Origin of the sequence: Bacillus sp. FSL K6-1006 (genome assembly GCF_038593175.1) — a bacterium.
GTDB lineage: Bacteria > Bacillota > Bacilli > Bacillales > Bacillaceae > Bacillus > Bacillus safensis.
In genome coordinates, this window is sequence record NZ_CP151970.1 from 3,005,341 (window position 1) to 3,029,407 (window position 24,067).

The window sequence follows — 24,067 nt, forward strand, 5'->3', positions numbered from 1 at the left end:
CTCCCTTAACGTTTATCAATTTTATTTGTAATCAAATCACCGATTATTTGAATAATAAAGACGATGATGAGAATAAACACAGTAGCTACAAGTGTGACATCTGTATTACCAGATTGGTACCCTTCCACATAGGCGAGGTCTCCAAGTCCGCCTGCTCCAATTGCACCTGCAATCGCAGTAGAGCCAATCAGAGCAATTGCTGTTACGGTAATACCTGAAATAAGGGCTGGCAATGATTCTGGCAGCAATACTTTGAAAATGATTGTCGACGTTTTTGCTCCCATTGATCGTGCTGCTTCAATGACTCCTTTGTCTACCTCACGCAGTGCAATTTCGACAAGACGTGCATAGAATGGAGCTGACCCTATGACAAGGGCAGGGAGTGCTGCATTTGGGCCTAAAATCGTATGCATTAAGAATTTCGTAAACCCTAGTAATAAAATAATTAAAATGATAAAAGGAATCGATCTGAAAATATTGACGACAGCGCCGATGACAGCATTTATCGGTTTATTTTCCCAAAGACCGCCTTTTCCTGTAAGGAAGAGCAGGAGCCCTAAGATAATCCCGATTGCAAAGGCAAATGCCAATGAAATCAGTGTCATATACACCGTTTCACCTGTTGCACTCCAGATGACGTCTAAATCAACGTTCGGAAACCATTTCTCAAACATGTGTCATCACCTCGATTTCAACCTGTTTGCTTTGGATATAGGCGATGGCTTTTTCTACCTCAGTCACTTCTCCATTAATGTGGATAAAGAGTGTTCCAAACGCGCCTTCCTGCGTTTGAGAAATCTTCCCTTGAAGGATGTTCACATCGACCTTGAAGGATCGAATGATTTCAGTGATCAGCGGCTGCTCGGCAGAATCTCCGATAAAGGACAACCGTACGACCTGACCTTCTTTTACTCGTTCTAAGACGTGCTCAATTGTTTCTTTCGCTTCCTCTGGTTCTGCAAGCTGTTGCACAAATCGTTTCGTCATTTCTTCCTTCGGTTGTCTGAAGACGCGTAATACTTCGCCTTCTTCGACAATGCGTCCATTTTCCATGACCGCAACGCGATGACAAATTTTGCGAATGACGTGCATTTCGTGTGTTATCAGCACAATCGTGAGCCCTAGTCGTTTATTGATATCCGCCAAAAGTTCAAGGATCGAATCGGTCGTTTGCGGATCTAGCGCAGATGTCGCTTCGTCACATAGAAGAACCTTTGGATCATTCGCTAATGCTCTCGCAATGCCGACACGCTGTTTTTGCCCGCCGCTCAGCTGAGACGGATATGCATTTTCTTTTCCTTCTAAACCGACCAATTTAATCAGTTCATTCGCACGTTCTCTCCGTTTTGATGTAGGTACACCTGCGATCTCAAGCGGGAACATAATATTTTGTCTCACTGTTCTTGACCAAAGCAAATTAAAGTGCTGGAAGATCATGCTGATTTCTTGTCTTGCTTTCCGAAGTTTCGCATTCGATACTTCATTGATCCGGTTGCCTGCCACTTCAACAATTCCTTCTGTTGGCAGCTCCAGACCGTTTAATAGGCGAATAAGCGAGCTTTTTCCTGCACCGCTATACCCGATAATTCCGAATATTTCACCTTTATCAATATCCAGGTTGACGTCTTTCACGGCATCAACATTTCCGCTTTTTGAATGGTACGTTTTTGATACATTCTGTAAATGGATCACAGTCTGATCACCTGCTTTCTTGCTGAATCTATAGGTTGCCATCACATACGTTATTTATTCTTCTTTCTGTCATGACTCTAGCCTGGCGCCAGGTCAGTAAAAAAGACCTAACTGCAACGCAAGCAGAAAGGCCTTTTATGTCAATTACGCCTTTCTCTCATCTTTCAAAGCGCTGCGGCTTTGAGTGAATTGGCACCAATTTCAGCTATGCTGACGGTTGCCGGGTTTCATAGGGCACGTCCCTCCACCTCTCTTAATAAGAGAAAATATGTTGTTTTATGTGATGTTCATGTTTTTACTAACGTAGAATATCATGCTACCCGAGATATGTCAACGCTGTAAATCGCTAATTTCCAAGTAAACAACTACGTTATCATTTTTCGAAAAAAACCGTTCGTCAGCCAAAGCACTGCCTCTAGTCTAAGGAGCGCACGGAACGACCCTTTGACTTTGACTTGTCCCCTGCTGATTAACTGCTGTAAGGACATATCTCCATCTAATAATTGTAGAATCTCTTTCCTCTCACCATAAAAGATGAGATCCGATAACTCAATTGCAGGTAGTTTCTTCACTTCACCACGTTCATCCACAATCAATGTACAAGAGTCAGTTTCCGCCTCAAATGTAATCTTCAAGGATGATGATGAGAGCAGCGGCTTTAATAATAAACGCTGCCCTGTGTTACCATGGGCTTTCACATTTTCCACATGTATAACCTCCCTGTCATTTGGTTATACATAACATTTCTCTACAAACATCTTCTTGTCCTTTATAAATAACTCGACAAATTTTCAAATGAATTTCTTGAAATATGACAAAAAACCGCTTTATTTAGCGGTTTCAATCATTTCATGAAGATATGGAACTGAGTGAAAGGCATAGCCTTTTTGCACCAATTCACCTTTTTTAAACAGGAGAAAGCAAGGAACACTCTCGATTTCAAATGCTTTCGCAAAGCCTGGTGAATAGTTTAAATTGTTTTCGTAAAATGGTACATCCGGCTGCATGGCGTCTACGATTGCCAGCATTTTCTTTGCCAGCTGGCATGTTCCGCAAAACGGTGTATATAAGTATAAAAGAAATAAATCGTCCTCTATCTCCTTGAATTCGTGTTCTTCAATCTCTTTCATATACGTCCACCCTCATAAATATTTCGAATGAACATCAATGTTTGCAGCTAATAGGATAGATGCAATGTGGGCTGAGGGTGAAGCGGCCACTTCGCGGTACGTTCTGTCGACAAAAAGATGAAGTGCTTCAGGGAATTCTTTTCGAAATTGCTTCCGCAGTTTGTCGCCTGCATCGTCACTGTCAGCTAATATGTAAACGTCTTTCCCCAATAAATCGTCCACAAGCTGATCCAGCTTCGATGTACTGATCGTGCCATTGGTGCAAATGATGGTAACAGGTTCACTTATGACTTCTTTTAGCTTTTGTTTGTCTGTTTTACCTTCTACAATGATGACCTTTTCTATCTCGACATTCATCACGATCACCCGGCCCTTTTGACGTTGATTCACTTCTTCCTTAGATTACAATCTTTCATTCAGGTTGTAAAGATTGAGCGCCTCGTCATCAAAAAGACTGCAGCTTCTGTTCACTGCAGTCTCATCTGTGATTAGCACCAGCCATTTTCATCGTCACAGTCAACATATTTTTCTGTCCCATCGATCAATGTATCCGTTAAACGATAAAAACGATTTTGATCATAGGAATATCCCGATTTCAGCTCATATTGGTTTTCACTAATCATCGTGCCAATCTCTTCATTTTGATGATAAAGCACCATGCCGCTTTCTTTGAATCGTCCAGTGACATGCTCTGTTATATCCACGTGTTCTTTTTGAAAAGACAAATTGGACACCCCCCATAAAGGTAGAGTGTCCAATTTCTCATGAATTAGTCTTCTTTTGTCATTTCTTCATATTGCTCAGCTGTCATTAAGTTCTCGATTTCAGATGCATCAGCTGGTTCTACAACGATCATCCATGCCTTTTCGTATGGAGAGTCGTTGACGAATTCTGGGCTGTCATCCAGCTCATCGTTCACTTCAACGATTGTGCCATTGATCGGTGCATAAAGTTCAGAAACTGTTTTCACTGATTCTACACTTCCGAAAGGCTCGTCCGCTGTGATTTTGTCTCCTACTTCAGGAAGCTCAACGAACACGATATCGCCCAGCTCAGATTGAGCAAAATGCGTAATACCGATACGCACCTTATCTCCTTCTACTTTGACCCATTCATGTTCTTCTGAATAACGTAAATCTTTTGGTGTGCTCATTCAATACCCCTCCAGTCTTTTCTTACAATCTATATTGAAGATACCACAATCTGAATGAAAGTTACATCATTTCCAGACGCTTTTAAATGTATCTTCATTAAATCCTACCGTGACTCGTTTTCCGTCTGTTGTAATCGGGCGCTTAATCAGCATTCCGTTAGACGCGAGTAATTCTAGCTGCTCGTCCTCTGACATTGCAGGAAGTTGATCTTTCAGCTGCAGCTCCCGGTATTTTTGCCCGCTTGTATTAAAGAATTTCTTCAGCTCTAAACCGCTTTTTTCGTAAAGGGCTTTTAATGTTTCTTTATCAGGCGTCTCTTCGACGATATGTATGCTGTTGATGTCTTTATTGTGTGCTTCCAGCCACTTTTTTGCTTTTCGGCATGTACCGCAAGATGGGTATTCGTAAAAATCTAAAGCCACCATTTTCACCTCCTGCAAATTGTGACAACATTTTATCACAAAATATTTTAAAAACCTAAATGTATGCTTACAAAAAGGTGCGGAGTGATATCCGCACCTTTTAAGCAGTCCTTATACGATATATTTCTCTGCTTCAAAGATTCGTTTTGCCGCTTCGCGCTTTTTGGCGATGACATTGATCGGCGTAAATCTCGTCAGCTTGCGAAGGGCTGACAGGCTCATGCGGAGTGAATCTCCTTCCTCCATCGCAATCAAGGATTCTTTTGCATGGGCTTCAATCTTTAAGAAAGCCTCCTGCGTGAAAATTTGTGTGTAAGCAAGCTTTTGTTCATTCTTTTCTGCCCCTGTTGCAGCGATTGCCTTTTCTGTACGCAGAACCGCTGATTCAGCAGCAAAAATTTCATTGACGATATCGGCTATGTTCACAAGAATTTCTTGCTCTTTGTCTAAGGCTTTCCCGTATTTCATGGCTGCCATACCAGCCACCATTAAGGCGATCTTTTTCGCATGAGCGAGCAAATATTTTTCTTGATCGAGCGGCTGATCGCCTGGCTCTTCCGGCATCATCATCATCAGCTCTTCCTGTAAGGTTTGCGCTTTTTGAAGCAGCGGAAGCTCTCCTTTCATCGCTTTCTTCAAGAATGTACCTGGTACAAGCAAACGGTTGATTTCGTTTGTCCCTTCAAAAATCCGGTTAATTCGTGAGTCGCGATAGGCTCTTTCGACCTCGTATTCTTGCATGAATCCATATCCGCCGTGAATCTGCACGCCTTCATCCACAATATAATCTAACGTTTCAGAGCCGAGCACTTTACAGAGAGAACATTCAATCGCATATTCCGCAATGGATTGGGCAATTTGTTTGCCGTCTTTTTGCTCTTCATCACTTAAGAGCCCCATCCGCTGTTCAAATAATCCAACCGTACGGTAAACAGCACTTTCCATCGCATAGAGCTTTGCTGACATATTGGCTGCTTTTTCACCAATTAAGCTGAATTGAGAAATTGGTGTTTTGAACTGCTTACGCTGGTTCGCATATTCTGCCGACAATTGAATAACGCGTTTTGATGCACCGATTGTGCCGACTGCCAGCTTATAGCGCCCAATATTCAAAATGTTAAACGCAATCACATGACCTCTGCCAGCTTCACCGAGCAAATTCTCCTTCGGTACTTGGGCATCTTCAAGAATCAATGTTCTTGTCGATGATCCTTTAATACCCATTTTTTTCTCTTCAGGCCCCGTTTTGACACCTGGAAAATCCTTTTCGACGATAAAAGCAGAGAAGTGTTCACCATCAATCTTCGCATACACAACAAAGACATCGGCAAATGCGGAGTTTGTGATCCACTGCTTTTCTCCATTGAGGACATAATGGGTACCTGCTTCATTCAGAACTGCCGTTGTTTTTGCTCCAAGAGCGTCAGAGCCTGATCCTGGCTCAGTGAGTGCGTACGCCGCAATGGTTTCACCAGAGGCGAGTCCAGGCAGGTACGTTTCCTTTTGCACTTGATTCCCGAAAAGCACGATCGGCAGAGAACCAATACCGACATGAGCACCATAGGAAAGTGAGAAGCTTCCTGCTCTAGCGAATTTTTCAGTAATGATCGCTGAACTGATTTTATCTAATCCAAGCCCGCCGAATTCCTCAGGCACATCAGCTCCAAGCAGCCCAAGCTCACCAGCTTTTTTGAGAAGCCTGACCGAATGCTCGAACTCATGGTTTTCAATTTGATCAATATGCGGAACCACATCTTGTAAAATATAATCCTCTGTTGTTTTTCCAATCATTTGATGTTCATCAGAGAAATCCTCCGGTGTAAAAATATGCTCATAATTCGTCTCATCAATTAAAAAGCTTCCACCCTTTTTTACATCTTCCAATGCTTTCATCCTGATTTCCCCCTTTAGATCAATTCAAAAATGCCTGCTGCTCCCATGCCCCCGCCGATACACATTGTGACAATGCCAAATTGCTCGTTTCGCCGTTTCATTTCATGAATCAGTGACAGCGTTAGTTTTGTTCCTGTACAGCCGAGCGGATGTCCGAGCGCAATGGCCCCGCCATTGACATTCACCTTTTCCTCATCAATTCCTAAATGACGAATGACTTGAATTGCCTGAGAAGCAAACGCTTCGTTTAATTCAAACAGGCCAATATCCTTCAGCTCAAGTCCAGCGATTTTCAGCGCACGCGGAATGGCTTCAACCGGACCGATCCCCATCACTTCAGGCGGTACACCGCCAACAGCAAATGCTCTGAATTTAGCGAGCGGCTGAAGAGAAAGTGAGGATGCTTTCTCGCGGTCCATCATCATCACACACGCAGCCCCGTCACTTGTCTGCGAAGAGTTCCCTGCGGTCACCGTGCCTTTTGTTGAGAAGGCTGGACGCAATGTGGAAAGAATCTCCTCCGTTGTGCCTGCTCTCACACCTTCATCCTGTGAGAACGTGAATTGATGCTCTTCTAATTGATATTGATCTCCTACCCGTCGCTCTGTTACATCAACCGGTACAATTTCATCTGAAAATTTCCCTTCTTGAAGTGCCTTTGCTGCCTTTTGATGACTTCTCACCGCAAAGGCATCCTGATCTTGACGTGTAACCTGATACTTTTGCGCCACTTGCTCTGCCGTGTGACCCATGCTCATGTAGTATTCAGGCGCTTGCTCTGCCAAGAGAGCATTTGGACGAATGGAATGCCCCATCATCGGCACCTGCGACATTGATTCGACTCCTCCGGCTAAAATCGTGTCTGCCTGCCCGAGCATAATCCGTTCACCCGCATAAGCGATAGATTGAAGACCAGACGAGCAGTAACGGTTTATGGTGATGGCAGGTACTGTATAAGGAAGTCCCGCTAATGCTCCAATATTCCGCGCCACATTTAACCCCTGCTCTGCTTCTGGGGTTGCACAACCAATGATCAAATCATCTATCTGTCCGTCGTATTCACCGGCACGCTTTAACGTTTCTTTTACACATAATGCGCCCATATCATCAGGCCGGACATGTTTTAACGATCCTTTTTTCGCCTTCCCTACTGGTGTTCTTGCGCCAGCGACAATGACTGCTTCTCTCATTTTGACTCCCCCTTAGTTACGTAAAGGTTTTCCTTTGACGAGCATGTGCTGCATACGTGCCTGTGATTTCACTTCTCCTACAAGACTTAAAAAGGCTTCTCTTTCAAGCTCTAATAAATATTGCTCCTCTACCTCTGTTCCAAATGGCAGTTTCCCGCCGGAAATGACATGAGCTAATTTTTTTACAATGGTCATGTCATGCTCTGAAATGTATCCAGACAGTCTCATATTTTCAGCAGCCAAAATCATCGCTGCATAGCCTGTTTCTCCCATGACCGGCACCTTTTGCTTGAGCGGCGCACGATAACCGGCTTCATCAAGAGAGAGCACCAGTTGTTTTGCATCATAGATCAGGTGATCGCCGTTCATACTGATCCGGTCACTCACGCGGAGCATGTTCATATCCCGCGCTTCCTCAGCTGAAGTTGATACTTTTGCCATCGCAATTGTTTCAAATGTTTTCAGCGTGGCATCCTGTATAGCCGTCTGCGACGGCTTCATTGACCCTTGCAGGTGACGAAGATATAACTCTTTGTTTCCGCCGCCTCCTGGAATCAGTCCTACTCCCGCTTCCACAAGTCCCATGTACGTTTCGCTGGACGCCTGTATAGCTGCTGCCGGCAGACAAACTTCTGTTCCGCCTCCTAATGTCATCCCAAACGGTGCGGCTACGACTGGGCGCTCGCTATATTTGACCTTCATCATCGCCTGCTGGAAGCGCCTGATCACAAAGTCAATCTCAAAGAAATTATCGTCCTGTGCTTCCATTAAAATCAGGGCAAGGTTTGCGCCAACACAGAAGTTCTTCCCTTGGTTTCCGATGACAAGCCCTTTATAATTCTTTTCCGTCTCATCAACAGCGCGATTGATCATATCAATGACATCTAGTCCAATGGCATTGCTTTTAGAATGAAATTCGAGCAAGGCGACGTCATCACCAATATCGATCAGGCTCGCACCAGAATTTTTGAAGATAACGTCGTGTTTCTTTTTCAATCTAGCTAAAGAAATATGTTTGTCGTTCCCTTTTTCCTGTTCATAAGCCCCGTTATGATAAAAAGCTCGCTCTCCTTCAGCATTCTCTTGATAGAATGTCTCGTGTCCTTTTGACAGCATGTCTTGCACCCACGCTGGGATGCTGCGGCCTTCTGCTTCCATGCGCTCGGCGGCTTTTTTGACACCAATTGCATCCCACAGCTCAAATGGGCCGTGCTGCCAGCCGAATCCCCATTTCATTGCGTTATCGATGGAAAGAATATCATCCGCAATTTCACCTTTTAGATGAGCTGAATAAAGAAGCACGGGCGCTGTCATATTCCAAAGCAATTGCCCTGCACGGTCATCCTGATAAATAAGCGCTTTCAACTTTGCTTTTGCACCCTTTTGCTGTTTCGCCATCTCAATGCCTGGATCTTTTAGCTTTGTGCGTTCACCATATGTGAGCGTCACTGGGTCAAGCTCTAAAATGACCTTCCCATTTTTTTGATAAAAACCTTGGCCTGCCTTGCTGCCAATCCATCCTTTTTCGAGCATTCTTTCAATAAACTCAGGCAGCTGAAAAATCTCTTTTTCCTTTCCTTCCACCTGTTCATATACGTTTCGTGCCACATGAGAAAACGTGTCGAGCCCCACGACATCAAGTGTACGGAAGGTCGCACTTTTCGGTCTTCCAATGAGGGGTCCTGTGACAGAATCCACTTCTCCGATGGTGTATTTGTTCTCAAGCATTTCACGCACTGTGACAAGAAGTCCATAAGTGCCAATGCGGTTTGCAATAAAGTTCGGTGTGTCCTTTGCTTCAACCACCCCTTTGCCGAGTACATCCTCGCCAAATGTTTTCATAAATGACAGTACTTCTGGATCTGTTTCTTGAATAGGAATGATTTCTAAGAGCTTTAGATAACGAGCTGGGTTAAAAAAATGTGTGCCTAAAAAGTGGCGTTTAAAATCATCTGATCGGCCTTCTGCCATTTTTTCAACTGAAATACCGGATGTATTGCTTGATACGATGCTTCCTTCTTTGCGGTGTTCGTCGATGAGAGAGAATACGTGTTGTTTGATGCTGAGCTTTTCAGTGACGACTTCAATGATCCAGTCAGCATCGTGTAATAAGGAAAGGTGGTCTGTGAGATTTCCCGGTGTGATGTATGATAGGTTTTTTGCTGAAGTAAGAGGTGCTGGCTTTTGCTTTAATAATTTTTTCATCGCTTCTTGACTTAATCGATTCCGAACACTAGGGTGATCAAGCGTCCGCTTTTTCGCCGTTTCTTCCTTTGTCAGTTCATTTGGCACAATATCTAGCAGTGTAACTGGTATCCCAATATTGGCTAAATGTGCAGCAATGCCTGAGCCCATGACACCTGAACCAATGACAGCCGCCTTGCGAATATGTTTGCCCATAAATATCCCCCTAAACTTTTTTGAATGAACAGTCATTCATTTTTTTGTCCAAAAAAAAGCAATGCCTCTTTCTTTATCTTAAAAGATTTTCCGAAACAGTTCAATAGCAGATTTCAAAAATTTACACATTCTCGTGTGCCTCCGTTTGCGGCGTATGAATTACAGATGAGAGGGAATTGTAAGAATGGAGGTGATGTCCACATGTCTCGTTTGAAAAAAAACCCATCGAAAGCAGGCGTAAGTGCTGCAAGTGTAAAAGGAAACGCAGGTCCATCACAGGAAGCAGACCTTGGCGGGAAAAAAACCAGTCAAAATCAGCAATATAAAAAGAATCAGTAAGGAAACAAAATCGTAAGGAGGAACACATGTTGAATAATCAGCAAATGAATATGCCCCCAGAAGTCATTTCAGTGAAGGATTCCTTGTACTTAGAGGATATGCTCAACTGGAACTTGATCGCCATGAAAAAGGCTCATTTTATGGCCGAGCATTGCCAGGATCAAACCTTGAAACAAGAATTGAATCAAGTTGGGCAAATGCATCATCAGCATTATACACAAATTCTTCAGCATTTAGGCAGCTCAGGGCAAGGCCAGTCTACTGGCTTTATGCAATAGGAGGAAAAAACATGGAACAGCAAAACCAACAAAAAATCGGGAATCCACAAACTCCGGTTCCCACAACAACCAACATGAACGATCGTGATTTTGTCACAGATCTCTTGTCGACTGAAAAATATATGACAAACGGATACAACACAGCGCTCAATGAATTCAGTCATGAATCTCTTTATCAGGATATTCAGCGAATTGCACTGGAAACACAGAAAACACAAAGACATTTATATGATGTCATGTTCCGATATGGCTGGTATTCTGTTGAAGCCGCTGATCAGCAAAAGCTCCAGCAGGCACACCAGAAATTCCAGCAAACACTGACAGATCAATCGCCGTACGGTTCATCACAAATGTCATAAGAAAAAAACTGCCAGTCTAGTGCTGGCAGTTTTTTAACGGTCTTTATTGGCGCGATGAGCTTCGTTCAACTGTTTGATCCGTTGAATCGTGTGTTTGATTTCTTCTTTTGCTTCTGGATACGTTTCATTGAAATGCTTTGCTAGCGGCGGCATGCTTTTTGCAATATGAGAGTAGATCACCCACTGTTTCACATCTTGTTTCAGCTCGTCTGTTGATTCACCGAGCAGCAGCTCTGTATATTTATCAAGCAAGCCTTCCAGCTTTTCATCTAATTCATTTCCCATTGATATTCCGCTCCTTTTTCAGAAAAAAGCCTGACTCTGTGAGATACAGATGTCAGGCTTTTGACATACGATTATCTTGCAGCAAGAAATGTTTCAGCTTGCGCTTGCTGCACAATACAGCGTCCTCTACCGTGCGGAATACATAATGGTGTTCCAAATAAAGGATCTGTTGTCACTTGGCAATTCATATCAAAGACATTTTTCACGAGATCACAATTAATCACTGTTTCTGGTCTGCCTTCTGCATAGATTGACTTGTCTTTAATCGCCACAAGATGATGAGCATATCTGCATGCAAGATTGAGGTCATGAAGAACCATCACAATTGTGCGCTGCTCTTTCTCATTTAAATCAAACAGAAGGTCCAAAATTTCGATTTGATGCGTCATGTCTAAATATGTCGTCGGCTCATCTAACAAAATAATATCGGTCTCTTGGGCCAGCGTCATCGCAATCCATGCACGCTGCCTTTGTCCACCTGATAATGAATCAACGGTCCGATCAGCAAGGTCTTCCATCTTTGTTGACTTTAATGCGCGGTTCACTGCTTCTTCATCTTGCTTCGACCACTGCTTCAGCCAATTTTGATAAGGATATCTGCCTTGCTTCACTAACTGATGCACGGTTAATCCTTCTGGCGCTTCTGGTCCTTGTGGAAGAATGGCGAGTTGTTTTGCTACTTCTTTTGTAGGTAATTTTGCAATGGAATGACCTTCAAGCAGGACAGAACCACCCATTGGCTTCATGAGACGGGCCAAAGAGCGAAGTAGCGTGGATTTACCGCATCCATTACTGCCAATAAATACTGTGATTTCACCCTTAGGGATTGATACATTTAGTTCATCGATGATCATTGTTTCTCCGTAGCCTAAGCTTAAACCTTCAGTAGAAATGGCACTCATTCCGCTCAAACGCTCCTTTTCTCATCCAAATTTTTATATGAAATATCGTCTATGTACAGACGTAAAAGATCACTTATCTCAATTTAGTGTATCAGATTTAAGTGATCTTGAAAATCATTTTCAATTAAAAAATGAGAAACTCTCGTTTATTTCTTCCTTTGGAATGTACGTTTGGTCCCATCTTCTAGCTTCAGATCGATCTGTATCCGCTGATAATCATCATCTAAATTAAAAGCAGCTAATAGTTCCTTTACATACACTTCATTGATCTTTTCACTAGGAATCGACATATCATTCAGCTTCATCTTCATTTCGCGCAAGGCTTCTTCTCCTTCATAGCGGACCCCATTCATATGATCACGGATGATCGCTTCCTCTTTGCCTCTTGCCTGACGATAAGTCGCTTCGTATAATTCGTTTTTCTGTCCATATTGTACATGCAGATGCACATGCTGAAATGGCAGTTCCTTCATTTGAACAGCTGACAGACTTTCTGCTTCTGCTTCATGTGTTTGTTGTAACGGTTCAACTGATTGACAGCCGGACAGCATAAAGAGCAGCACTCCTATTCGTCCCGCCTTCTTCCAACACATCATGTGTTTCCTCCTATTTCACAGCATCGCTTTTTATTCTTCTCCAAGCTCCTTTTCGTTATTCAATAAAACATCGCACTATGATAAATTGAAACAAAAAGGAGAATGGGATGATGAAAAGAACAGCCATTGTAACTGGTGCCAATAGCGGCTTTGGCAAGCTCATCACGATGCGTCTCGCCAAGCGGGGCTATACAGTGATTGCCGGCGTCAGACAGGAAACCAATGCCAAAAAGCTCGCTGAAGAAATTGATCAAGACTCTTTATCTGGCATGATACATATTGAAGCGTTAGATGTGACCGATACGCAGTCGATTCAAGCATTTCAGAAGAAGCTTCATGCCTATGCACCCATTACCCTGCTTGTGAACAATGCGGGAACAGCCTTTGCTGGTTTTGCGGAGGAGGTTCCTGTCGACACGTACCGCCAGCAATTTGAAGTGAATGTCTTCGGTGTGATGGAAATGACCCAAGCAGTGCTGCCGTTTATGACGAGTGGTGCAAAGATTTTCAATATGAGCAGCATCAGCGGATTAATGGGGATGCCTGCACTTTCTCCATATGTATCGTCTAAGTTTGCGTTGGAAGGCTATACAGAAAGCTTGCGGATTGAACTGGCTTCGTTCGGTATACAGGCGGCCTTGATCGAGCCAGGCTCTTTCCAGACGAATATTTGGAACACCTCCATGAACGAGCAAATGATTCAGCCAGCAGAAGGATCGAAATACACAAAACTCTATCAAAAGATGATGGCCCATATTGATGCCCAGAAATCCAACTATGGAGATCCTCGTGAAGTGGCAGAGCTTGTTGTACGATTAGCAGAAAAGAAGCGGCTGAAACGGCTGAGATATCTTGTTGGAAAAGGCGTACGGCTTTCATTCACAGCAAAGCAGCTTCTGCCTTGGAACATGTGGGAACGGATCATACTACGTACACTCTCTTCAAAAAAATAAGCACAAAAAAACAGGTGGATATGTTGACATCCACCTGTTTTTTTATTTATTCGCTATCTGACTGTCCAAGGGTAATATCTAGATTTTTGTTCTTTCCTTCACGGATGACAGTCATTGTGGTTTTATCGCCGACTTTTGTTTCTTTGTAAAGAATTTCTTTCAGCTGAGAGCTGTTCACTACGTCTTTCCCTTTGAACTTGATGATGACATCTCCAGATTTCAAGCCTGCTTTTTGTGCAGGTGAACCTTTTGAAACATCCTTTACGTAAATGCCTTTGCCGATTTGTTTATCAAATAAGCCGAGCGTATTTTCCTGATATGTCTCAGGCACTTGCTCAAGGTCAATCATTTGTACGCCAAGGTATGGACGTTCAACTTTTCCATTTTTCAACAGCTCATCTACAATCGGTTTGACATCGTTACTTGGGATCGCAAATCCGAGTGATTCCACACCGCTTTCGCTGATTTTCAAGCTGTTGATGCCAATGACTTGACCGTCAGTATTGATCAGTGGCCCCCCGCTGTTTCCTGGGTTAATCGCTGCATCTGTTTGCAGCACATTCATCTCCACCGTACCAGATGACGTATTTGCTTCTACAGTACGATCAAGACCACTAATAATTCCTTCTGTCACAGTACCTGAGAACTGTGCACCGAGCGGATTCCCAATGGCAATGACTTTATCTCCAGCACGAAGCTTAGAAGAATCACCAAAGCTCGCCACTTTATCAATACCGTCTGCGTTCATTTCAACAACGGCTAAATCTGTCATGACATCACTGCCGACAAGCTTTGCGTCTTTCGTTTTTCCATCATAAAGGGTGACCTTGATTTTATTGGCACCTTCGACAACATGGTTATTTGTAATAATGTACGCTTTTTTGCCATCTTTTTTGAAGATGACACCAGAGCCTGTTCCAGCTTCAGCTTCTGTTTGATCACCGCTCAGGCCAAACGAATTTTGTGTAGATTGATAGTTTGAGACCCCAACAATGGTTGGCTCTAAATCTTCTACCATATCAGCCACATTTGTGGCATTGGTGATTTGTTTTGTCGAGAAATTATCTGAGGCTGCCGGCTCGCTTGATGCTGTCTGCGTTTGCGTGTTGGCAGCTGTATCCTGTGACTGCGGCAAAAGCGGTGTAATGCCAAGTACAAGACCACCGCCAATAATTCCTCCAAGAATCGGGCTCAGCCATGCCGCCTTCCGCTTTTTCTCTTTTTTCGACGCACGGTCATCCACCATTTGAGGAGAATGATTTGTCACACTCTCATGGGTGGCAGATGCTTCGTTTTCATGCTGGTGAAAAACAAGTTCCTTCTCTTTTTCTGGTGCGTCTATTTGTTTCTCATTCTCTTGATGGGTATCTTTTTGATGATTCATTTCATTGTCTTGATTTTCTGGATGATTCATCTTATTCTCTTCATCTTCTCTTCGGAAATCCATCGCTTGCACTCCTTTACATCATGTTTCATTCATATGTCTAGATAGGACTCAGGTCCTCTTAATGGAAAGATCATTGAAAAATACTTTATGGCAATATGTCAAATTATATAATACTTATTCATAGAAAAAAAGCAAGGTGCGCACATTGATGAAAAGCACCTATTCATCCGCCTTTTGTCTATGCCCTTTTTTCCCTTGACCTTATCATAATCAAACATTATGGGATAATGATGAGAAGAATATGTGAAATTGTGAAAAAAGCGTGTGATTGTTGACATGCCGCCTTTGTATCCCGTTATAATGACGTTGAGAGGATGTGGAAGACTTTGTCGTACACCATTTATTTAGTTGAAGATGAACAAAATTTAAATGAACTGTTAACCAAATATTTAGAGAGTGAAGGTTGGAATGTCTCCTCTTTTTTAACCGGAGAAGCGGCACGCGAGGCAATGAACAAGCCGCCGCATCTATGGATTTTAGATATCATGCTACCTGATACAGACGGCTATACCCTCATAAAAGAAATTAAAGCCGCATCACCTGACGTACCGGTCATTTTCATTTCAGCCCGGGATGCAGATATCGACCGTGTCCTCGGTTTAGAGCTGGGAAGCAGTGATTATATTGCGAAGCCGTTTCTTCCGCGTGAGCTGATCATTCGGGTTCAAAAGCTGCTGGAGCTTGTGTATAAAAACAGCGATACACCGCAGCAAAGCGTCACTTCAGTTTCTTCTTATGTCATTCATGAGGATGTAAGAGAGGTCTATGAAGAGGGACAGCTCATTAACTTAACTTCTAAGGAATTTGACTTGCTGCTTTTATTTACACATCACCAGGGACATGCTTTTTCTCGTGAAGATATCCTCGTCAAGATTTGGGGACACGATTACTTCGGGACAGATCGAGTGGTGGATGACCTTGTTAGACGGCTGCGCAAAAAAATGCCCGACTTAAAGGTCGAGACCATCTATGGATTTGGCTATAGGATGCTTAAAGGATGAAGAACAAACCGCTCGCTTTTCAAATTTGGGTCGTGATCTCTGGCATTTTGCTCACCATTTCCATTGTCCTGATTATTCTATTTTCCAATACATTACGTGACTTCTTCACAAATGAAATTTATAAAAATATCGAAAATGAACAGCAAGTGCTGACAGAATATCCATTGAACCGAGACGGCTCGCCAAAATCGACACCGGAAAACCGCTCCGTGCAGCACATTTTGATCCCATCAGATGAATTAGATCAAATGGCGCAGTTTTTTCCGCATGCTTTTATTGAGAAAATCCAATCGTTTGTGAAAAAACAAAAAAGCGCAACGAAACGGTATTCTGAAGAGGTGAACGGCCAGCATATCTTTTTTGTCATCAAAAAGGTATCATCAGGCAATACACAATATATTCTTCTGTCCTATGCACCAGATTCTTATCGAGATGACCTGTCCTTTACGCTGTTTAAACAGCTGATCTTTATCTTAGGCACCGTTATTTTACTAAGCTGGATTCCATCGATTTGGCTTGCCCGCTATTTATCCCGACCAATCGTTGCGTTTGAAAAGCACGTCAAACGGATTGCCCAAGAGGACTGGGACGATCCTGTCATCGTTGACCGGCAAGATGAAATTGGCAAACTTGGTCATACCATTGAAGAAATGAGACAAAAACTCATTCAAAAAGATGAAACAGAACGGACACTTTTGCAGAATATTTCACATGACTTAAAGACACCTGTCATGGTCATCCGCGGCTACACTCAGTCCATTAAAGATGGTATTTTTCCTAAGGGAGATCTTGAACAAACGGTGGAAGTCATTGAAGGTGAAGCGGAAAAGCTTGAGAAGAAAATCAAGGATCTGCTGTACTTAACAAAGCTTGATTATTTATCAAAACAACATCCCGCACATTCTTCCTTCCTACTCAGTAATACGATGCTGGAAGTGGTCGACCGAATACGCTGGTCGAAAAATGAATTGCAGTGGAACGTGGACTTAGATGATGAGGCTGCTCTTGAAGGCGATCCAGAACAATGGAGCAAATTATTTGAGAATGTACTAGAAAATCAACTTCGGTACGCAAAAAGTAAGATTGATATTCAGATGAAACAGGAAGAGGATCAAATCCGCATTGTCATTCGTAATGACGGTCCTCCAATTGAAGAACATATGCTGTCCAACCTATACGAGCCTTTTAGTAAGGGAAAAAAGGGCGAATTCGGTATTGGATTAAGCATTGTCAAACGAATTCTTTCGATGCATCAAGCGTCCATATCTATTGAAAATGATGATCTAGGTGTACGTTATACAATTATGGTTCCAAAGAAGAGACTGTAGGTTTTTGACCGCAGTCTTTTTTAGATGAATGAATACCCATTGAAATCACGGTATGTGGCTTTGATCTTTTTGCCAGCTTGATACATCCATTTCTTTTCAATGGTTGTCTCTTTCGGCATTTTGACTTTTTCTACTTGAATCCCTTTTGTTCGCAGGCGTCTAATCATATCATCGATTTCTCTCATGGAACATCATCCTTTCACATATTTTGACCAGTTGGTCACCTTACTTTATAATATAAAGAATTACACTGTAAAAAACAAGTTACAATCTGATTAATTTTTGAAAACTTTCGTCGTTTATGACCGATAAGTCACATCTCTTTGCGCACGTTTCCTAAGACATTTGTCTCTCGGTAAGAAAGGATGACATTCATTTTGAAAAAGAAAGAAAAAATGATCATTGAGGCTGGCATGAAATTATTTGCCAGCAAAGGCTATAACACAACGTCTGTTCAGGAAATTGCAGATGAATGCCACATGTCAAAGGGTGCTTTTTATCTTTATTTTAAATCAAAGGAAGCACTGCTCATTTCGATCCTTCATTACTATTACGATAAGGTATTTACCCGGATTCATGAGGTTCAAACAGAGGGCGGCACACCAAAAGAAGCCTACCGCAAACAGCTCACTGTCTATTACGATAATATTTTGCAGCAAAAGGATTTTATTAAAATGCAGCTGAGCGACAGGGCGCTTCCATTGAATGAAGAAACGCAGCAGCTCGCAAAACAAATTAGGCTTGCAACCATCCAGCTTCACATCGATAACATTAAACAAGTGTATGGAGACGCTGCTATTCCATATATGGCTGATTTATGTTTGACGATTGAGGGCATGAGCCACGTTTATTTCGAGCTTGCCATTTTATATGATTTTCAGCTGGAAGCAGAAGAGCTTGCCAAAACCATGATTCATCGTATCGATGATTTGATGGGCGGTATGATGAAGCGAAATGATCTTCCTCTCATTTCTGTAGATCAAGCGAGCGATTGGTTTGGTCCAATTTATGAACGGTCATTCGATCCGCTCACAGAATCTCTTTTAAAGGAATTAAGAGAGATTGCTGAAGCACACTATGAAGTGAAAGACGAGCCTGAGTTATTTGAAGCGCTTGGCATCCTGGAAAATGAATTAAACAAACAAAAACCAAGACAAGTCATCGTGAAAGGCATGCTGTACCAATTGAAATTATATGCACCGCTTCAAACCAATTCTGATTCACTTTTGCGTATTTTGAAAGAGGATCATTTGTAAACACATATTTTCAATGAAAAAACCAGGGGCAGCTGCCCCTGGTTTCTTATTTTGCTTTCGGTGTCACCATTTCCTCTGGTTTCACAAATTGCTCGAATTGCTCTTCAGTTAACAGCTCTAATTGAAGTGCTGCTTCTTTTAGTGTTAATCCTTCTTTGTGCGCAAGCTTCGCAATTTTTGCTGCATTTTCATATCCGATGTGCGGGTTAAGTGCCGTCACAAGCATCAATGAATTGTTCAAGTTTTTCTCAATCGTTTCAAGGTTTGGTTCGATTCCAACTGCACACTTGTCATGGAATGAGTTCATGCCGTCAGCAAGTAGTTCAACTGATTGCAGGAAGTTATAAATGATGACTGGCTTAAATACGTTCAGCTCAAAGTTTCCTTGGCTTGCCGCAAAACCGATTGTGGCATCATTACCCATGATTTGCGCTGCAATCATAGTTAATGCTTCACTTTGGGTTGGGTTAACTTTTCCTGGCATAATGGAGCTTCCCGGCTCATTTTCAGGAATGATCAATTCGCCAATTCCGCAGCGAGGACCACTTGCAAGCCATCTTACATCATTGGCAATTTTCATTAAATCAGCTGCAAGTGCTTTTAAGGCACCGTGTGCATACGTAATTTCATCATGGCTTGTCAGCGCATGGAATTTGTTTGGTGAAGAATTGAAAGTTTGACCTGTCAGCTGGCTGATTTCCTCAGCAACATATTGACCGAACTCAGGATGTGCGTTAATTCCTGTACCAACAGCAGTTCCGCCAATGGCTAATTCTCTCATTTTTTCAGTTGATTCTAGAATCATTTCTTTTGAACGATCCAGCATGTATACCCAGCCGCTAATCTCTTGACCAACTGTCAGCGGTGTTGCATCCTGCAAGTGCGTACGGCCGATTTTCACAATCTCTTGATACGCTTTTGCTTTCTCATCAAGAGTTGTTCTTAACTGGTCAATTGCAGGCAGCAATTTTTTGTACACAGCTAAAACAGCTGCCACGTGCATAGCCGTTGGGAATGTATCATTTGAGCTTTGGCTGCGGTTAACGTCATCATTCGGGTGAATGCTGAACTCGCTATTTTTATCTTTCAAGTAAGCAGTTGCTCTGTTTGCAACGACTTCGTTCATGTTCATGTTACTTTGTGTTCCACTGCCTGTCTGCCAAACAACAAGCGGGAAATGCTCGTCATACTTTCCGCTGATGATATCATCACATACAGCAGCAATTGCTTCTGCTTTTTCGCTTTCAAGGTTGCCAAGTCGTTCGTTCGCAATCGCTGTGCTACGTTTCAAAATTGCAAACGCATTCACAACTTCCTTTGGCATTTTCTCAGAACCGATTTTGAAATTTTCTTTGCTTCGTTGTGTTTGTGCACCCCAGAACTTGTCCTTCGGCACTTTGATTTCGCCCATTGTATCTTTTTCGATTCTAAATTCTGTCATTATGTATCCCTCCATAGCTTCTCATCACTCAACTCTATTCTATACAAAAAACGAAAATCCTTTAAGCGTTTTCAATTAAAATTTTATCTTTATTTTAATTTTAGTTCAATATAAACGCGAACATCCTTCGAATATTTGTATTTTGGGTTCGTTTTTCCGTAATCCTTTGATGTATAGGTCACCTCATAATGCTTGTCAAACGACTGTAGAATACGGTCGATCTCCTCTTTTGTTCCTGCTAAACGAATCTGTGCCATCTTGTTTCCTCCAAAACCCTCATTCTTTCTTTTACCACAAAATAATGTAACACAGAATATTGTTTTTTCAAGCAGGTAATGCTAAGAAAAAGATTTGAGGCGGGTGATCCAAATGAATCAAACTCCATTAAAAGAGCACTTATACGATAATCTCTCCGTCATCCTTCCACAATTAAAAGAAATGGACGATTTGGTCCATGAGAAAAAAACACTGCCTCACGGACAGGTGGTTTACTATTTATACATAAAAGAAATGAACGAAACGATGGAGATTCAAACCTTTTTAAAGCTGCTTCTCCAAGATCATACGTCTCTCACAAAAGAGAAGCTGGAATCCAATTTATCGATGATGACCACCCGTTCTGTGAAGAGCACCGAGGAATTGGTCGATGCGATTTTTGAAGGGCATTGTGTGGTACTGATTAACGGATTTCAGCATGCGTATATTTTAGAAACGCATGGAACGAAGAAACGCAGTATAGGTGATGCTACCTCTGAAACAATTGTGAGAGGCCCGAAAATTGGCTTTATTGAAGATTTAGATACGAACTTAGCTCTTGTGAGGCAGCGCTTGAAAAACCCCAATCTTAAAACCGTCGACATGAAAATTGGTCAAAAAAAGTACACCCAAGTGACCATCATGTACATTGACGGTATGGCTCAATCGTCTGTTTTAAAAGAAGTGAAAAAAAGGCTCAAGCAAGTCACCATTGATGATATACAAGACTCCGGTGTTCTTGAGGAACTGATTGAGGACAATGTGTACTCGCCTTTCCCGCAAATCCAAAACACAGAACGGCCGGATAAAGTGGCATCTGCTTTAAATAATGGACGTGTCGCCATTTTTGTTGATCATTCACCTTTTGTGTTAATTGTACCTGCTTCTCTCGCGACGATTATGCAATCACCTGATGATTATTATGAAAGGTGGATCGCCGCCTCTCTCATTCGTATGCTGCGGTTTACCTCTATCTTTCTGACATTATTTTTATCAGCCATTTATATTGCGCTTGTGTCCTTCCATCAAGGACTTTTACCAACAACACTGGCTATTTCGATCTCAAGTACAAGAGAAAATGTCCCCTTTCCGCCTATTGTGGAGGCACTCATCATGGAGATAACGATTGAGCTGCTGCGGGAAGCTGGTTTAAGGCTGCCAAATCCGCTCGGTCAAACGATTGGACTTGTAGGCGGAGTCGTCATTGGGCAGGCGGCCGTTCAGGCTCATATTGTGAGCTCGATTATGGTGATTATCGTCAGTGTGATTGCCCTTGCTTCCTTTACTGTGCCTCAATACGGGATGGGCATGTCGTTCCGCGTGCTCCGCTTTGTGTCCATGTTTACGGCAGCTACTTTGGGTTTATATGGGATTGTGCTGTTCATGCTCGTTCTCCTTACCCATTTAACACGGCAAAAAAGTTTTGGTACGCCTTATTTTTCGCCAGACTTTGTGTTCAGCTATAAAAATGAAGACAATTCCATCATTCGATTGCCTTTGAAAAATCAAAAGAAAGGAGAACGATATGGTCAATCATAAAGAGTCGATCACCAGCTATCAGGCAAGTGCCATTATTGCCAATACAACATTAGGTGCAAGTATGATGATTCTGCCCAGAGCAATGGCACAGGCTGCAACTACACCTGATGGCTGGATTGCACTCTTACTCATGAGCGTCATTTACATTGTATTTATTTTTGTGAATGTCCTTATGATGAAAAAAGTCCCCTTCTCCTCTTACTATGATTATACAAATGAGGGGCTTGGAAAGTGGATTGGTGCTCTTGCTAACCTGCTCATTATTGTTTATTTTCTTGGCGTTGCCAGCTATGAAGTACGGGCTATGTCAGAAATGGTGAAGTTCTTTCTGCTTCAAAACACACCTGTAGCGGTGACAATGATCAGCTTTATTTTGGTTGGTCTTTATCTCGTAGTCGGCGGGATTGGTGATTTTGCCAGACTGTGCCCTTTTTTCCTCATTGTGACCTTGATTATCTTATTTGTTGCATATGGACTCAGTGTTCAAGAATTTAAGTTAGATAACCTCCGGCCTGTTTTAGGAGAGGGATTCTCCCCTGTCTTCAAATCCCTTAACGCATCAGCCATTTCGTTTGTCGGCATTGAAATGATGCTGTTTATGCCTGTCTATATGAACACGCAAAAACACACCTTTGCTTATGGCGCAATCGGCTTTTTGATTCCTGCGATCATTTATATATTCACCTATATTCTTGTCGTTGGTGCGTTCACTGTGAAAGAAACTGCGACGTTGACTTGGCCGACGATTGCTTTATTTCAATCGTTCGATATACAGGGGATTTTTATTGAGCGAATTGAATCTTTTTTGCTTATCGTTTGGCTTGTTCAGCTTTATACGAGCTTTGTAGGATATACGTTTTTTGCTGCAATGGGGGTATCCAAACTAACAAAATTACCCAAAAAAGTCGTACTCACGTTGATGGGAATTGTCATCTACTTTGCCGCCGTTTTCCCAAAGGATGTTGATACAGTGCGTGATTATCTAACCTATGTGAACCATTTATTTTTCCTTTTATTCGGCATCCTCCCGTTTCTCTTATTTATCATCGTGTTTTTTAAAAGGAGGCGGAAAGCAGCATGAAAAAAAAGGCGGCCTTTGCATACCTGGCCCTTGTTCTATTAAGTGGATGCTGGGATAGTACCAATATTGAGGAGCTCAACATGGCGATTGGTTTTGGCTTAGATAAAGGAGATGACGGTCATAAGCTTAAAATATCTATGCAAGTCCTTGTTCCTCAAAAAATTGAGCAAGAATCCAGCGTAAAAGACCCAACAAAGATTATTGAAACGAGTGGTGATTCCGTACATCAAATATTCCGAACAACAACGCTCAAGAGTCACCGGATTTTCGCCCAGCAGCTGAGGGTGTATTTATTTTCTGAGGAGCTCATCAATGAGAATAATTTCGACCTCGTCATTAATCAATTTATTCGCGACAATGAAACACGGAGAGGAAGCCTTGTCTTTATGACTTCTGAGAAGCCTGGGGACTTGCTGAAAATCAATGACGATGGACAGCCAGCTTCTTCTACATTATATGATATTTCTAGGAATACTAAATCGACTATACGTATGCTCAAGCCCGCTTCATTAGGAGATATTTCTTCTGCTATGCAAAACAACGTATCTTTTGCTGTTCCGAAAGTCGGTGTGGATCAAGGGAAATTAATGCTGGACGGAGCCTCTATTATAAAGAACAGACGATTTCTCACCAACATCTCTCCGTTAGCCGTGCAGTCGTATAACCTGTTGACCGGAGACGGAGAAGGCGGAGTCATTGAATTTGAATATGATCACAGCATCTATTCTTTTGAGATTTTTAAACTGAAACACAACATTGAAACGAATAAAACAGCCAGCGGAAAATATCAATTTAATGTGTCAGTGGCGCTTGAAGGAAGATTATCTGAGGATTGGAATGAGCGGGAAAATGCATTTAATGAAAAGTATCTCCAAGAGATTGAAGGTGTTGTGGAGCGTCGATTAGAGAAAAACGTAAAAGATTTCATTGGGGAATTACAGCATGAGATCAAAGCAGATATTTGCGGATTTTATCAAAAAGCGAGTATTGCGTATCCGAAGGACTTTCGAAAAGAAGCGAAGCATTGGGATGAAATATTTAGTGAATCGGACATTCGTTACAAAGCAAATGTGAAAATCCGTGACTTCGGGACTAAGGGCGCAACACAATCTTTATAGAGTATGTT

The 24,067-nt window shown here is 42.3% G+C and carries 28 protein-coding genes and 1 riboswitch; of the genes, 10 read left to right on the top strand and 18 right to left on the bottom strand.

The genetic code is table 11. The features are described 5' to 3' along the window. Window positions 1–5: 5 nt before the first annotated feature. The 11 genes from NSS65_RS15740 to NSS65_RS15790 form a co-directional block, all read right to left on the bottom strand. Complete coding sequence (locus NSS65_RS15740; protein ID WP_024423401.1) at window positions 6–674, bottom strand: methionine ABC transporter permease; 669 nt, start codon at window positions 672–674, stop codon at window positions 6–8. After that, complete coding sequence (locus NSS65_RS15745) at window positions 667–1,692, bottom strand: methionine ABC transporter ATP-binding protein (RefSeq protein WP_061110360.1); 1,026 nt, start codon at window positions 1,690–1,692, stop codon at window positions 667–669. The genes NSS65_RS15740 and NSS65_RS15745 overlap by 8 nt, the downstream gene beginning before the upstream one ends. Window positions 1,693–1,846: 154 nt before the next feature. Further along, window positions 1,847–1,955: riboswitch (SAM riboswitch) on the bottom strand. Between the two features lie 102 nt (window positions 1,956–2,057). Beyond that, window positions 2,058–2,399: an SCP2 sterol-binding domain-containing protein gene (locus NSS65_RS15750; RefSeq protein ID WP_024423403.1), complete on the bottom strand. Its 342-nt coding sequence runs from the start codon at window positions 2,397–2,399 to the stop codon at window positions 2,058–2,060. 120 nt (window positions 2,400–2,519) lie between these two features. Continuing rightward, on the bottom strand, window positions 2,520–2,822 hold the full coding sequence (locus tag NSS65_RS15755) for a thioredoxin family protein (RefSeq protein ID WP_061110054.1): 303 nt from the start codon (window positions 2,820–2,822) through the stop codon (window positions 2,520–2,522). A 12-nt stretch (window positions 2,823–2,834) separates the two neighbouring features. Beyond that, window positions 2,835–3,179: a toprim domain-containing protein gene (locus NSS65_RS15760; protein WP_034281437.1), complete on the bottom strand. Its 345-nt coding sequence runs from the start codon at window positions 3,177–3,179 to the stop codon at window positions 2,835–2,837. Between the two features lie 131 nt (window positions 3,180–3,310). After that, window positions 3,311–3,547 (bottom strand): YusG family protein, encoded by a 237-nt coding sequence (locus tag NSS65_RS15765; RefSeq protein WP_061110055.1) that lies wholly within the window; start codon window positions 3,545–3,547, stop codon window positions 3,311–3,313. Between the two features lie 44 nt (window positions 3,548–3,591). Continuing rightward, the gene (gene gcvH, locus NSS65_RS15770) at window positions 3,592–3,975 is read right to left on the bottom strand and encodes a glycine cleavage system protein GcvH (RefSeq protein WP_008347039.1); all 384 of its coding nucleotides are present in this window, start codon (window positions 3,973–3,975) and stop codon (window positions 3,592–3,594) included. A gap of 66 nt (window positions 3,976–4,041) precedes the next feature. Then, window positions 4,042–4,398: an arsenate reductase family protein gene (locus NSS65_RS15775; protein WP_024423406.1), complete on the bottom strand. Its 357-nt coding sequence runs from the start codon at window positions 4,396–4,398 to the stop codon at window positions 4,042–4,044. A gap of 111 nt (window positions 4,399–4,509) precedes the next feature. Then, entirely contained in the window at window positions 4,510–6,291 is a 1,782-nt protein-coding gene (locus tag NSS65_RS15780) for an acyl-CoA dehydrogenase family protein (protein WP_326135291.1), read from the bottom strand. A 14-nt stretch (window positions 6,292–6,305) separates the two neighbouring features. Continuing rightward, entirely contained in the window at window positions 6,306–7,481 is a 1,176-nt protein-coding gene (locus NSS65_RS15785) for an acetyl-CoA C-acetyltransferase (RefSeq protein WP_041115740.1), read from the bottom strand. A gap of 12 nt (window positions 7,482–7,493) precedes the next feature. Further along, window positions 7,494–9,881, bottom strand: coding sequence for a 3-hydroxyacyl-CoA dehydrogenase NAD-binding domain-containing protein (locus NSS65_RS15790; protein ID WP_326135290.1), 2,388 nt, complete (start codon window positions 9,879–9,881; stop codon window positions 7,494–7,496). Between the two features lie 201 nt (window positions 9,882–10,082). On the opposite strand from NSS65_RS15790, the gene NSS65_RS15795 reads away from it, so the two are divergent. The 3 genes from NSS65_RS15795 to NSS65_RS15805 are packed head-to-tail and all read left to right on the top strand — an operon-like array spanning window position 10,083 to window position 10,857. After that, the gene (locus NSS65_RS15795; protein WP_003212904.1) at window positions 10,083–10,220 is read left to right on the top strand and encodes a YuzL family protein; all 138 of its coding nucleotides are present in this window, start codon (window positions 10,083–10,085) and stop codon (window positions 10,218–10,220) included. 26 nt (window positions 10,221–10,246) lie between these two features. After that, entirely contained in the window at window positions 10,247–10,498 is a 252-nt protein-coding gene (locus NSS65_RS15800; protein WP_048237393.1) for a hypothetical protein, read from the top strand. Window positions 10,499–10,509: 11 nt separating this feature from the next. After that, window positions 10,510–10,857: a spore coat protein gene (locus NSS65_RS15805; RefSeq protein ID WP_041088340.1), complete on the top strand. Its 348-nt coding sequence runs from the start codon at window positions 10,510–10,512 to the stop codon at window positions 10,855–10,857. 33 nt (window positions 10,858–10,890) lie between these two features. Here the strand turns inward: NSS65_RS15805 and NSS65_RS15810 are convergent, their stop codons facing one another. The 3 genes from NSS65_RS15810 to NSS65_RS15820 form a co-directional block, all read right to left on the bottom strand. Beyond that, window positions 10,891–11,142 (bottom strand): YusU family protein, encoded by a 252-nt coding sequence (locus NSS65_RS15810; protein ID WP_024423411.1) that lies wholly within the window; start codon window positions 11,140–11,142, stop codon window positions 10,891–10,893. A gap of 71 nt (window positions 11,143–11,213) precedes the next feature. Beyond that, window positions 11,214–12,044, bottom strand: coding sequence for an ABC transporter ATP-binding protein (locus NSS65_RS15815; protein ID WP_008347057.1), 831 nt, complete (start codon window positions 12,042–12,044; stop codon window positions 11,214–11,216). A 146-nt stretch (window positions 12,045–12,190) separates the two neighbouring features. After that, window positions 12,191–12,637: a YusW family protein gene (locus NSS65_RS15820; RefSeq protein ID WP_176544474.1), complete on the bottom strand. Its 447-nt coding sequence runs from the start codon at window positions 12,635–12,637 to the stop codon at window positions 12,191–12,193. Window positions 12,638–12,750: 113 nt separating this feature from the next. On the opposite strand from NSS65_RS15820, the gene NSS65_RS15825 reads away from it, so the two are divergent. Continuing rightward, complete coding sequence (locus NSS65_RS15825; protein WP_098677575.1) at window positions 12,751–13,593, top strand: oxidoreductase; 843 nt, start codon at window positions 12,751–12,753, stop codon at window positions 13,591–13,593. 46 nt (window positions 13,594–13,639) lie between these two features. On the opposite strand, the gene NSS65_RS15830 is transcribed toward NSS65_RS15825, so the two are convergent. Further along, complete coding sequence (locus NSS65_RS15830) at window positions 13,640–15,040, bottom strand: trypsin-like peptidase domain-containing protein (RefSeq protein ID WP_098677574.1); 1,401 nt, start codon at window positions 15,038–15,040, stop codon at window positions 13,640–13,642. A 326-nt stretch (window positions 15,041–15,366) separates the two neighbouring features. On the opposite strand from NSS65_RS15830, the gene NSS65_RS15835 reads away from it, so the two are divergent. Further along, window positions 15,367–16,041: a response regulator transcription factor gene (locus NSS65_RS15835; RefSeq protein WP_034280861.1), complete on the top strand. Its 675-nt coding sequence runs from the start codon at window positions 15,367–15,369 to the stop codon at window positions 16,039–16,041. After that, complete coding sequence (locus NSS65_RS15840; protein WP_034280863.1) at window positions 16,038–17,369, top strand: HAMP domain-containing sensor histidine kinase; 1,332 nt, start codon at window positions 16,038–16,040, stop codon at window positions 17,367–17,369. The genes NSS65_RS15835 and NSS65_RS15840 overlap by 4 nt, the downstream gene beginning before the upstream one ends. 20 nt (window positions 17,370–17,389) lie before the next feature. Here NSS65_RS15840 and spxO read toward each other — a convergent pair whose 3' ends face one another. After that, the gene (gene spxO, locus NSS65_RS15845; RefSeq protein WP_003212782.1) at window positions 17,390–17,554 is read right to left on the bottom strand and encodes an anti-adapter protein SpxO; all 165 of its coding nucleotides are present in this window, start codon (window positions 17,552–17,554) and stop codon (window positions 17,390–17,392) included. Between the two features lie 192 nt (window positions 17,555–17,746). Between spxO and NSS65_RS15850 the strand changes: the two genes are divergently transcribed. Next, window positions 17,747–18,625, top strand: coding sequence for a TetR/AcrR family transcriptional regulator (locus tag NSS65_RS15850; protein WP_034280864.1), 879 nt, complete (start codon window positions 17,747–17,749; stop codon window positions 18,623–18,625). A 46-nt stretch (window positions 18,626–18,671) separates the two neighbouring features. Here NSS65_RS15850 and fumC read toward each other — a convergent pair whose 3' ends face one another. Beyond that, a complete protein-coding gene (fumC, locus tag NSS65_RS15855; protein ID WP_024423418.1) occupies window positions 18,672–20,066 on the bottom strand; it encodes a class II fumarate hydratase in 1,395 nt (464 codons plus the stop codon). A gap of 89 nt (window positions 20,067–20,155) precedes the next feature. Further along, entirely contained in the window at window positions 20,156–20,323 is a 168-nt protein-coding gene (locus NSS65_RS15860) for a YvzF family protein (protein WP_003213147.1), read from the bottom strand. A 112-nt stretch (window positions 20,324–20,435) separates the two neighbouring features. Here NSS65_RS15860 and NSS65_RS15865 point away from each other — a divergent pair, with 112 nt between their 5' ends. The 3 genes from NSS65_RS15865 to NSS65_RS15875 are packed head-to-tail and all read left to right on the top strand — an operon-like array spanning window position 20,436 to window position 24,059. Beyond that, window positions 20,436–21,860, top strand: coding sequence for a spore germination protein (locus tag NSS65_RS15865; RefSeq protein WP_252049795.1), 1,425 nt, complete (start codon window positions 20,436–20,438; stop codon window positions 21,858–21,860). After that, window positions 21,847–22,941, top strand: coding sequence for an endospore germination permease (locus NSS65_RS15870; protein ID WP_034280869.1), 1,095 nt, complete (start codon window positions 21,847–21,849; stop codon window positions 22,939–22,941). Before NSS65_RS15865 ends, NSS65_RS15870 begins: the two co-directional genes overlap by 14 nt. After that, a complete protein-coding gene (locus tag NSS65_RS15875; protein ID WP_065215186.1) occupies window positions 22,938–24,059 on the top strand; it encodes a Ger(x)C family spore germination protein in 1,122 nt (373 codons plus the stop codon). Before NSS65_RS15870 ends, NSS65_RS15875 begins: the two co-directional genes overlap by 4 nt. Window positions 24,060–24,067 lie beyond the last annotated feature (8 nt).

What these genes read in the sequence shown, in the direction of transcription:
- NSS65_RS15740 (WP_024423401.1), bottom strand. Translation starts at nt 674, where the DNA reads ATGTTTGAGAAATGGTTTCCGAACGTTGATTTAGACGTCATCTGGAGT.
- NSS65_RS15755 (WP_061110054.1), bottom strand. Translation starts at nt 2,822, where the DNA reads ATGAAAGAGATTGAAGAACACGAATTCAAGGAGATAGAGGACGATTTA.
- NSS65_RS15760 (WP_034281437.1), bottom strand. Translation starts at nt 3,179, where the DNA reads ATGAATGTCGAGATAGAAAAGGTCATCATTGTAGAAGGTAAAACAGAC.
- gcvH (WP_008347039.1), bottom strand. Translation starts at nt 3,975, where the DNA reads ATGAGCACACCAAAAGATTTACGTTATTCAGAAGAACATGAATGGGTC.
- NSS65_RS15780 (WP_326135291.1), bottom strand. Translation starts at nt 6,291, where the DNA reads ATGAAAGCATTGGAAGATGTAAAAAAGGGTGGAAGCTTTTTAATTGAT.
- NSS65_RS15785 (WP_041115740.1), bottom strand. Translation starts at nt 7,481, where the DNA reads ATGAGAGAAGCAGTCATTGTCGCTGGCGCAAGAACACCAGTAGGGAAG.
- NSS65_RS15790 (WP_326135290.1), bottom strand. Translation starts at nt 9,881, where the DNA reads ATGGGCAAACATATTCGCAAGGCGGCTGTCATTGGTTCAGGTGTCATG.
- NSS65_RS15795 (WP_003212904.1), top strand. Translation starts at nt 10,083, where the DNA reads ATGTCTCGTTTGAAAAAAAACCCATCGAAAGCAGGCGTAAGTGCTGCA.
- NSS65_RS15800 (WP_048237393.1), top strand. Translation starts at nt 10,247, where the DNA reads ATGTTGAATAATCAGCAAATGAATATGCCCCCAGAAGTCATTTCAGTG.
- NSS65_RS15805 (WP_041088340.1), top strand. Translation starts at nt 10,510, where the DNA reads ATGGAACAGCAAAACCAACAAAAAATCGGGAATCCACAAACTCCGGTT.
- NSS65_RS15810 (WP_024423411.1), bottom strand. Translation starts at nt 11,142, where the DNA reads ATGGGAAATGAATTAGATGAAAAGCTGGAAGGCTTGCTTGATAAATAT.
- NSS65_RS15815 (WP_008347057.1), bottom strand. Translation starts at nt 12,044, where the DNA reads ATGAGTGCCATTTCTACTGAAGGTTTAAGCTTAGGCTACGGAGAAACA.
- NSS65_RS15820 (WP_176544474.1), bottom strand. Translation starts at nt 12,637, where the DNA reads ATGTGTTGGAAGAAGGCGGGACGAATAGGAGTGCTGCTCTTTATGCTG.
- NSS65_RS15825 (WP_098677575.1), top strand. Translation starts at nt 12,751, where the DNA reads ATGAAAAGAACAGCCATTGTAACTGGTGCCAATAGCGGCTTTGGCAAG.
- NSS65_RS15830 (WP_098677574.1), bottom strand. Translation starts at nt 15,040, where the DNA reads ATGGATTTCCGAAGAGAAGATGAAGAGAATAAGATGAATCATCCAGAA.
- NSS65_RS15840 (WP_034280863.1), top strand. Translation starts at nt 16,038, where the DNA reads ATGAAGAACAAACCGCTCGCTTTTCAAATTTGGGTCGTGATCTCTGGC.
- spxO (WP_003212782.1), bottom strand. Translation starts at nt 17,554, where the DNA reads ATGAGAGAAATCGATGATATGATTAGACGCCTGCGAACAAAAGGGATT.
- fumC (WP_024423418.1), bottom strand. Translation starts at nt 20,066, where the DNA reads ATGACAGAATTTAGAATCGAAAAAGATACAATGGGCGAAATCAAAGTG.
- NSS65_RS15860 (WP_003213147.1), bottom strand. Translation starts at nt 20,323, where the DNA reads ATGGCACAGATTCGTTTAGCAGGAACAAAAGAGGAGATCGACCGTATT.
- NSS65_RS15865 (WP_252049795.1), top strand. Translation starts at nt 20,436, where the DNA reads ATGAATCAAACTCCATTAAAAGAGCACTTATACGATAATCTCTCCGTC.
- NSS65_RS15870 (WP_034280869.1), top strand. Translation starts at nt 21,847, where the DNA reads ATGGTCAATCATAAAGAGTCGATCACCAGCTATCAGGCAAGTGCCATT.
- NSS65_RS15875 (WP_065215186.1), top strand. Translation starts at nt 22,938, where the DNA reads ATGAAAAAAAAGGCGGCCTTTGCATACCTGGCCCTTGTTCTATTAAGT.